The following is an 8,694-nucleotide window of genomic DNA, read 5'->3' as shown; positions in this document are numbered from 1 at the left end:
GTCGCTACATCATCTGGCGCAACAAGCACGCCGAGGATCAACAGCTACGGGAGATCGTCGACAGGGCAAACGTTGCGTGATGCGGCACTAGTCACCAGCAGAGACGTCGTCGAGGACCTCGTGTGCCTGCCACACCAGCTCCCGGTCCTCGTCGTGCGGGGTCATCGCGGGTCACTCAGGCGGCGTGTGGATGCGGGTGGCCCGGAACGAGAATCCATCCTGCTGTGCGTGTTCCCAGTCGAGCTGGACAGTTGCGCCTACCGTGAGTGCGCGGAATCCGGTTCCGTCGATGTTGCTCCAGTGTGCCCAGCATCCGCCGGAAGTCTCGGGTGAGTCGAGTACTCCCCATCCCAGCTTGCCGTGCCATTCCCGCACCGTTCCGATTGTCCGACTCATGTCGATCACGATGCCACGATGATCCGTCGTTCACGTGCTGGGTGAACCGTCCGGTGAGGTCACTGGCAGGCATGGGGCATGAGGATGATCCGAGTTGCGTGGTCGTTGCTGGCGCTCGCGGTGGGCGGGTTCGCGATGACCGCCACGTACTTGGCGTCCTGGCCCCAATCTCAGTTCACCAGTTGCGAGATCGACCCCGCCTACGATCCCGTTGCGTGCAGTGAATCGTTGATCGATCGGGGCGGTGCCGGGTACGTCGAGGCACTGCTGGTGCCGGCTGTGCTGTGTGCCGTTCCGGTGGTTGTCCCACGGCGAAGCGTGGCGTGGGCGACGGTGGGGACGCTGGTTGTTGCCGCAGTCGTGGCTTTCGTGAGGGTGGGCGGTGTCGCGATGATGCTGGTCCCCACTGCGGTGCCTGCAACTGTGCTCGCCGGGTTCCATCGCCGCTTGGCGGAGAGGGACGCTGCAACCTCGGTCAGCGCGCAGTCGTTTCTCGAGCGGGTGCACCAGCAGCAGCGAGGCGAGTAAGGACAAGAAAGATCTTCGCGTTCTTCGGACCGTGCTGTCGACGATCGTTCAACAGCACACTCGCGGCCGTGCCCAGCGGCCCAGGCAGATGCCCGTCCCGCCGCCTCACGGTTCGAGCACCGACCTCCGTGCGTTGTTCCGCTTGCTGCACACATTTCAGTTATAAGAGGTGTGCATATCCGCGGTCGAACCTCCCAGTGCCGTGGAGCAAGAACAGGCACCACAGGCGTTCAATACCCTCCGGGACGTCAAACCCGGTCCCGACCGCACGAAAATTCCGCCTCCGGCGTCGACCCTGATGCCGTCTCCTGGAACTGGTCGTCCTGCCGTTTCGACAGCGGCAACGAACTTCTCATCCATGTGATGAAGGCCCGCCCCCAATACTCTGCTCTTCTGCCCGGATCGCGATCCCTAGGACGTGTACCGGTCAGTCCGCAGAGTGAACTGTAGTCCCGTCCAGCGGGTGAGGGGGACTGCTACCTCTCGATCCTCGGGTGGGAAGTCGATGGGGTTCTCGGCCTGGATTCGACCGGCTGGTCATCGGGTTCGAGGAGTCTCGGCCTGAGCGCGCCGACGCAAGAAGGCAGGCCGATGCTTCCCGAAGTCCGCTCTGCGCGTCCCTCCATCGACCTGCCAACTCTCACTCTAACGCGCAGTATCGAACATATGTGCGAAAATCGTAGGCATGGCGTCCTACGAGCGCGCTCCGAAGTTCTGCCCGAACGGGCATCGACTGGGACCGAAGCGCGTGATAGTGGGATGGACGGCCTGCTGGTGCGAGTCGTCTCTGCGGCCATCAGGTGCGAGAGGTCATCGAACCTACAGATGTATCGAGTGCGCGGCCGAGATCCTCATTCCTCCCCATACCGGACCGCGGCTGTTCGGGGTGCAGTGGCTCTCGCGGGAGCCGAAAAAATCGTGAACTCCTTTGTAGGGGAATCACTCCCGGGCGAAGCGGAACTTTTCGGCTGCACGTAAACGCGATGCCGACGCCCGTTGCGCAGATCGCGGACGTGGCCGACGGGTGAAGCCGTCAGCTATCGGGCCCGACCACGCACAAGGGCGGGGAGCTCGCCGGTCCAGGACGGACTGTGTGCATCAGCGCCCGGCTGCTCTACATGCTCGTGTTCGTCTACAACCGGCTCGGCGTCGGTGTCCTCGTCCGGACCGTCTGACGTCCGGAGCCGGAACGGCCGGCGTCGTATAGCGGAAGATTTGCTGTAGTGCCAGGCAGGCCCACACCTCCGGTCGTAGAGTCGGGCGCATGAAAGCCCTCCAGTACACCGAGATCGGCTCCGAGCCGGTCGTCGTCGACCTCCCTACTCCGGCGCCCGGGCCGGGTGAGATCCTGTTGAAGGTCACCGCGGCCGGGTTGTGCCACTCGGACATCTTCGTGATGGACATGCCGGCGGAGCAGTACGCCTACGGTCTTCCCCTCACCCTCGGTCACGAGGGTGTCGGCACCATCGCCGAACTCGGTGACGGCGTCACCGGATTCGAGACGGGGGACGCGGTCGCCGTGTACGGGCCGTGGGGGTGCGGTGCGTGCCACGCGTGCGCGCGTGGCCGCGAGAACTACTGCACCCGCGCCGCCGATCTGGGTATCACCCCGCCCGGTCTCGGCTCGCCCGGGTCGATGGCCGAATACATGATCGTCGACTCGGCGCGCCACCTCGTCCCGATCGGGGACCTCGACCCCGTCGCCGCGGCTCCGCTCACCGACGCCGGCCTGACGCCGTACCACGCGATCTCACGGGTCCTGCCGCTGCTGGGACCCGGCTCGACGGCGGTCGTCATCGGGGTCGGGGGACTCGGTCACGTCGGCATCCAGATTCTGCGCGCGGTCAGCGCCGCGCGCGTGATCGCCGTCGATCTCGACGACGATCGCCTCGCGCTCGCCCGCGAGGTCGGCGCCGACGCGGCGGTGAAGTCGGGCGCCGGTGCGGCGGACGCGATCCGGGAGCTGACCGGCGGTGAGGGCGCGACGGTGGTGTTTGATTTTGTCGGCGCTCAGTCGACGATCGACATGGCGCAGCAGGTGGTTGCGATCGACGGGCACATTTCGATTGTGGGCATCCACGCCGGCGCACACGCCAAGGTCGGTTTTTTCATGATCCCGTTCGGGGCCTCCGTCGTGACCCCGTACTGGGGCACCCGGTCCGAGCTGATGGAGGTCGTGGACCTGGCCCGCGCGGGCCGCCTGGACATCCACACCGAGACGTTCACCTTCGACGAGGGCCCCACGGCCTACCGGCGGCTGCGCGAGGGCAGCATCCGCGGTCGCGGCGTGGTCGTCCCGGGCTGATCCCCAGAAATGCCCTTGGCCTCCTGGATCGCCTTCGTCACCTGGATGCCGCGGGGGCACGCGTCGGGACAGTTCAAGGTGGTGCGGCAGCGCCACACGTCTTCGACGTCGTTGAGGATGTCGAAGACGCTCGGCGGCGCCCTCGTCGCGGCTGTCGAAGATGAACCGGTGCGCGTTGACGATGGCGGCGGGACCGAAGTAGCTGCAAGTCGAATTCGGCCCCGACCGTGCATGTGCCGTTCGAGCATCTTGATGCGGTGGACGTGGTTTCGGCGGCGTCAGAGCTGTAAGGCAGCGTCAGTGCATGGTGGCGACGAGCCGACAAGCGACAAAAGGTTCTGCTGCAGTTAATTATTCGCAGCCGATACCGTCGTTGTCACGGTCCAGATGCGAGCCGTAGCCCGGTTCGCCGATGTACACCGGCGCGGCACCCGCGGCCCGCGCAGCGGAGCAATTCTTGTAGTACACACTCGACGGGGCCTCCACGACCGGCGGCGGGGTGTACACGGGGGGTGGGGTGTAGACCGGCTCCGGGGTGTACACCGGAGGCGGCGTATAGGTCGTCGGCGGAGGTGTGTACACCGGCGTGGGCGCCACGTAGGGAGTGGTCGTGGGGGTCACACTCTGCGTCGGCGGGGGCGCGACAGCGGGTGCAAACCGGGTCGTCGTCGTGATCGGCGCCGTCGTCGTCGCCCGCGGTGTCGTGGTTGCCCGCGTGGTGGTTGTTGCAGCTGGTGTCGTTGTCGTTGCGACGGTCGAGGTGTTCGCAATTTGCGACGGGTCCGCGTCGTCTCCGGCGGCGTTCCCCAGGACTCCGATAGCGAGTACGGCGGCTGCGCCCGCGCCGGCGATGATCGGCCACTTCTTGCGGCCGCGTGGCTTGGGTGCCCCTGCGTTCGGATCGTTCGGTCCGCCGGGGTACTGGCCTGTTGAGTTCATGCGAGTCCTGTTCTGCGTAAGTACTGATATGCAGATCGACCGCTCATGTCGATGTGTTACATAGCCCACACACAAAACACGGTGTGATAGCCGGTGTTTCACGCAGACAATCGCGAGCAGCCCTGAAGCTGATTGAGGTCAAAGCCAGCACGGACCGAGCGACCATCCGTCTCGTCCTCGGGCAAATCCTTGACTACGCCCGCTACGCCGAGCCATCGGTCAGTGCTCTTTTGGTGCCTCACAAGCCGGCTGATGACATGATCCATCTGGTGCATGCCTTCGGCATCAGCATCATCTGGTCTGGGCGGCATCGTCATGGGTTGGGGTGCTACGCATTCCGGTACCAAGATCACCGCTCTGCGGCCGGAGGACGTCACCGCACGGCGCCTCGGCCACGGAGAGGATTTGGCGGTCGACATCACCGCGCCGTACGGCTGGACAATCGGCGTCACGTCGACGGAGGACGAACGCTGCGTTTGTGAGCAGCAATTATAAGATTTCCTATACGCTTAACCATGGGATTGTGGATGGTGTCCGGCGAAGGAGGTGTGGCATGACGACGATGATGAATCCCGACGAGCAACTCATCGCGGATCTGGGCCGGGAGAAGGCTAAGGAAACGGCCGCGCATATCGCGTATCTGCGGCGACTGCGCCAGCTTCACGAGCGGGGTTTCACCCAGGTGCGTCTGGCCAAGATCGTCGGCGTGAGTCAGCCGACGATCAGCGATATGCTGCGCCGCGCCCGCATCGATGCTCCCGATCTGCGGCCCGGTACCCACGGGGGACCGCCTACGAGGTCGCTGCTCGCTACGCAGCCGGTGAGATCCCGCGCGCTGCCATGATGCGCGAGCTGACCGGATGGGAGTACGAACGCCCTGCCGAGCCCAACCCCTTCGAGTGGGCCGAGGACGGAAACCCCGTCACAGGGGGAAGTTTCACTATGCAGGTCGGACGCGCTCTGCGCGATGGGTTCCTCACCGATGAGGACTACGACGGGCTCCTTGAGGCGCTGGCAGACCGCTGACCTGTGCTGATCCCCACCGACATCGACGCTCGGCGCGCCTATCTCGCATCCCTGTCGACCGGAGATGGCCCGCTACGACCCGACGCACCTCATGCCACGGTCAACAACCGCCGCTGGTTTCGGCGGATCGACGGCGCTGCGGTGCCCACCAGTGCGCGCCGGCGACTACACGAGCAGATCCTGGGGCAGTGGCGCGCCGCGAACCCGCATGTGGTCCGTGAGCGATCTGCCATCGTGATGGCCGGACCACCGGGGACGGGTAAGTCCTCGACTCACGATCGGCTCTTTCACGGCCGCGATCGGCGTCGCTGGCGCGAACTCGATGCCGACGTGTTCAAGCGCTACCTCCTCGAAGCAGCTCTCGGCGAGGGAACCGTGGACGAGTTGCTGCCTCCGCAGCTGCGGGCAGCCTCAGAGGAGGGGCAGCGGACTCTACCGATTCGAGCTGTCCGCGCTGGTCCATCGGGAATCGACCGACTTTCTGTTCGCGGCCGCGCAGCGTGATGCTGTCGCCGACGGGGAGAACGTGATCATCGATGGCACTCTTGCGTGGAAGGCCCACGCCGAGCGGCTCCTGTGTCACTTGCCGCAGGCCGGGTACACGATCCACGTCGTCGATGTCGAAGCGCCGCAGCACGTGGCGGCCGAGCGGATCGTCACTCGCTGGCGCGACGGACTTGTGCGCGCGCTGAGCGAGCCCGCTGATCCCGTCGCACGTCTCGGCGGCCGGTGGGTGCCGGCCACCGCGGTCGACGCCCTGTTCACCGAGTTCCGCGAACCCGATGATCTGCCGCTGCGCGGCCGCTCGGTCACGCAGGTCAATGCGCTCGAGGTGAGTGAGGCGAACACCAAGGTCGGGTGCTACGACCTGTATCGCACCGACGATGTGAGCCGCGGCGCTGAGCACATCGAACGTCGTGAGCGGTCGGCCGAGGGTGGGGAACTACATCTGACATGGACGGCGGCTTCGACGCCGGTCGAATGATCAGTGTGCCGAGATTGTTAGAGCGCGTTGAAGTTTCTCTCATGCCTGTGCATGTGATGTCGAAGATGCTCCCCTGTGACAGCAGTGAAGGGGTGAGCGAGCGGGCGGTCCTGGAGGCCTACTCGTGCTGCTGCGCTCGGTGCGGATGCTGCTCACGGACGCCCAAGACCGCGTCGCCGCCGGTGTGGAGTTGCCGCGGCTGTTGTTTCGCTGATCTGCGGCGTTCGGCTTGCTGGACATGGCCTGGGAGCGTCGCAGACACTCTGGATATCACTTGTAAGTGATATCATCTGTAGGTGATTAAATAGGTAGTGGACGTCGAGCGAATCGAGGCTTGGTTAACACAACTGGACGACGATTCGTACGACCAGGTGATCGCTGCACTCGAGCTGCTTGCGGAGAACGGCCCCATGTTGGGGCGGCCCTTGGTGGACACCGTGGAAACCTCACGTCACTCGAACATGAAAGAACTACGACCGGGATCACGTGGACGATCCGAACTGCGAATTCTTTTCGCCTTCGACCCGAAGCGGTCGGCGATCATGTTGATCGCCGGGGACAAATCAGGACAGTGGAAGAAGTGGTACAAGGTGAACATTCCGATAGCCGATGACCTCTTCGACGAACATCTCGAGCAGTGGGAAGGGAAGTGATCGTGATGGCTAAGAGTCTTGACGATATGTTGGCTCAGCGACCGGCCAACCGTGAGAAGGTAGACGCTCACAAGCAGCGGATGCGCTCGCAGGTTCGCGCGTACAAACTGAAGGAACTTCGGAAAGAGCTTCTGCTCTCACAGGGCCAGGTCGCCGACCGCCTCGGTGTCGGACAGAACCGGATCTCGAACATCGAGCGCGGCGATCTCGATCGGGTGCGGCTCGACACTCTGAAGCGGTACGTCGACGCCGTGGGTGGATCGCTTCGGATCGAAGTCGAGGTGGGCGACAACCGGTACCAAATCGTCTGATCCTGCTGTTTCCCACACGTGCTCGCGGGCTTCCGGGGAGTGCGCCGCCACGTGCCGTACGCGGGCAAGAGCCATGCCGATCTCGCCTGGTCGCAGGAAGCGCACTATCAGTGCGGAGGCGCCGCTGATATGAGTTGAGTCAGTCCTTCACAAACACCTCCGGAGGTGTCAGGAAGGGAATGTCGTAGTTCCCGTTCCGAAGGAGTCGAGCGTTCGGGCGCTCCGCTCCTCGCTGACACACCCTCCGGAGGTGTTCGTCGTGCCTGTGCATGCCGCTCCAGTCACACCGTCCACGATCGTTGTTGCCGTCGACGTCGGCAAGACCACCGCATCGGTCTCGGCGACCGACACCGGCCGCCACCGCCTGTTCGGGCCGGTCGACATCGCCATGACCCGCTCCGACCTGAGGCTGCTCGTAGACCGACTCACCCAGAGTTTCCCACCGTCACCGCAGGTCAAGATCGGTATCGAAGCCGCCGGCCACTACCACCGACCGATGCTCGACTACCCTGGCTGGCCTGCGGGATGGGAGATCCTCGAACTCAATCCCGCCCGGGTCGGCGAACAACGCCGCATCCACGGCCGCCGGCGGATCAAGACCGATGCCATCGACCTCGACGCAATCACCGACCTGCTCCTGACCGGCCAAGGACAACCGGTCACCCACCCCGATCGGGTGCTCGGTGAGCTCACCGCTTGGGCGACCCACCGGATGCGGCGGGTCGCCACCCGCACCGCGACGAAGAACCAGCTCCTCGGCCAACTCGACCGGGCCTTTCCCGGCCTGACCCGGGCACTGCCGGACGTACTGGGCACCCGGATCGGCCGTCTGGTCGCGGCCGAGTTCAGCGACCCGGCCCGCCTGGCCACCCTCGGATCGAGCCGTCTGATCCGCTTCGCCGCGCATCGGGGCCTGCGGGTGCAGCGCCCGCTGGCGGAGCGTCTGATCACCGCCGCCCGCGAGGCGTTGCCCACCAGCGACGCGGTGATCGCTCGCCGGATCCTGACCGCCGATCTGGCGTTGCTGACCGATCTCGACACCCAGATCACCGCGGCCGAGGCCGAACTGGCCGCCCTGCTACCACGGACTCCATTCGCCACGTTGACCACCGCCCCCGGATGGGGTGTGGTCCGCGTCGCGAACTACGGTGCCGCACTCGGAGATCCACAGCGGTGGCCAGGACCCCGGCAGATCTACCGAGCGTCGGGATTGTCGCCGATGCAGTACGAATCTGCCGGCCATCGTCGCGACGGAGGGATCAGCCGCGAAGGCAGCGTCACGCTACGGCGGGCACTGATCGACCTCGGAGTGGGGTTGTGGCAGGCCGAACCCACCGCGAAGGCCTATGCCGCCGGCCTGAGGGCCCGGGGCAAGCACGGCGGGATCATCGCCTGCGCTCTGGCCCACCGCGCCAACCGCATCGCCTACGCAATGACCCGTGACCACAACGACTACGACACCACCTGCTGGTCCTGACCGTGAGACACCAGCCGACGTCGACCTGGAGAAAGGACCCGAGAGCGCTGCCCCTTCCCGAAGCCCGACCGGGG

12 protein-coding genes and 1 pseudogene are annotated in these 8,694 nt (G+C 65.2%); 10 read left to right on the top strand and 3 right to left on the bottom strand.

All coding sequences use genetic code 11. The annotated features are described in order from the left end of the window. Window positions 1-171: 171 nt before the first annotated feature. Complete coding sequence (locus ACLBYD_RS30150) at window positions 172-396, bottom strand: cold shock domain-containing protein (RefSeq protein ID WP_447819328.1); 225 nt, start codon at window positions 394-396, stop codon at window positions 172-174. Between the two features lie 78 nt (window positions 397-474). Between ACLBYD_RS30150 and ACLBYD_RS30145 the strand changes: the two genes are divergently transcribed. Both ACLBYD_RS30145 and ACLBYD_RS30140 read left to right on the top strand, forming a co-directional pair. Beyond that, a complete protein-coding gene (locus tag ACLBYD_RS30145; protein ID WP_447819327.1) occupies window positions 475-924 on the top strand; it encodes a hypothetical protein in 450 nt (149 codons plus the stop codon). 1,264 nt (window positions 925-2,188) lie between these two features. After that, on the top strand, window positions 2,189-3,229 hold the full coding sequence (locus ACLBYD_RS30140; RefSeq protein ID WP_447819326.1) for an NAD(P)-dependent alcohol dehydrogenase: 1,041 nt from the start codon (window positions 2,189-2,191) through the stop codon (window positions 3,227-3,229). Here ACLBYD_RS30140 and ACLBYD_RS30135 read toward each other — a convergent pair. Together ACLBYD_RS30135 and ACLBYD_RS30130 are read right to left on the bottom strand one after the other, a co-directional pair. Beyond that, window positions 3,172-3,433 (bottom strand): annotated as a pseudogene (locus tag ACLBYD_RS30135) (hypothetical protein); the annotation flags it as partial. The gene ACLBYD_RS30140 and the pseudogene ACLBYD_RS30135 overlap by 58 nt on opposite strands. Window positions 3,434-3,580: 147 nt before the next feature. After that, window positions 3,581-4,168 (bottom strand): excalibur calcium-binding domain-containing protein, encoded by a 588-nt coding sequence (locus tag ACLBYD_RS30130; RefSeq protein ID WP_447819325.1) that lies wholly within the window; start codon window positions 4,166-4,168, stop codon window positions 3,581-3,583. A 273-nt stretch (window positions 4,169-4,441) separates the two neighbouring features. Between ACLBYD_RS30130 and ACLBYD_RS30125 the strand changes: the two genes are divergently transcribed. The 8 genes from ACLBYD_RS30125 (at window position 4,442) to ACLBYD_RS30090 (ending at window position 8,620) form a co-directional block, all read left to right on the top strand. After that, on the top strand, window positions 4,442-4,663 hold the full coding sequence (locus tag ACLBYD_RS30125) for a hypothetical protein (RefSeq protein WP_447819324.1): 222 nt from the start codon (window positions 4,442-4,444) through the stop codon (window positions 4,661-4,663). Between the two features lie 58 nt (window positions 4,664-4,721). Then, a complete protein-coding gene (locus tag ACLBYD_RS30120; protein WP_447819323.1) occupies window positions 4,722-5,012 on the top strand; it encodes a helix-turn-helix domain-containing protein in 291 nt (96 codons plus the stop codon). Then, on the top strand, window positions 5,012-5,194 hold the full coding sequence (locus ACLBYD_RS30115; protein ID WP_447819322.1) for a hypothetical protein: 183 nt from the start codon (window positions 5,012-5,014) through the stop codon (window positions 5,192-5,194). Before ACLBYD_RS30120 ends, ACLBYD_RS30115 begins: the two co-directional genes overlap by 1 nt. A gap of 3 nt (window positions 5,195-5,197) precedes the next feature. Next, the gene (locus tag ACLBYD_RS30110) at window positions 5,198-5,698 is read left to right on the top strand and encodes a hypothetical protein (protein ID WP_447819330.1); all 501 of its coding nucleotides are present in this window, start codon (window positions 5,198-5,200) and stop codon (window positions 5,696-5,698) included. Continuing rightward, on the top strand, window positions 5,640-6,179 hold the full coding sequence (locus tag ACLBYD_RS30105; protein WP_447819329.1) for a zeta toxin family protein: 540 nt from the start codon (window positions 5,640-5,642) through the stop codon (window positions 6,177-6,179). The genes ACLBYD_RS30110 and ACLBYD_RS30105 overlap by 59 nt, the downstream gene beginning before the upstream one ends. A gap of 311 nt (window positions 6,180-6,490) precedes the next feature. Further along, window positions 6,491-6,832, top strand: coding sequence for a type II toxin-antitoxin system RelE/ParE family toxin (locus tag ACLBYD_RS30100; protein WP_447819321.1), 342 nt, complete (start codon window positions 6,491-6,493; stop codon window positions 6,830-6,832). After that, the gene (locus ACLBYD_RS30095) at window positions 6,817-7,143 is read left to right on the top strand and encodes a helix-turn-helix domain-containing protein (protein ID WP_447819320.1); all 327 of its coding nucleotides are present in this window, start codon (window positions 6,817-6,819) and stop codon (window positions 7,141-7,143) included. Before ACLBYD_RS30100 ends, ACLBYD_RS30095 begins: the two co-directional genes overlap by 16 nt. A 259-nt stretch (window positions 7,144-7,402) precedes the next feature. Continuing rightward, window positions 7,403-8,620, top strand: a complete 1,218-nt coding sequence (locus tag ACLBYD_RS30090) for an IS110 family transposase (RefSeq protein ID WP_254582871.1) — start codon at window positions 7,403-7,405, stop codon at window positions 8,618-8,620. The last annotated feature ends 74 nt before the right edge of the window (window positions 8,621-8,694 follow it).

The organism is Rhodococcus sp. C26F (assembly GCF_053345925.1).
The sequence above is the reverse complement of the archived record's forward strand: the minus strand, read 5'-3'. Positions and strand labels throughout refer to the sequence as shown.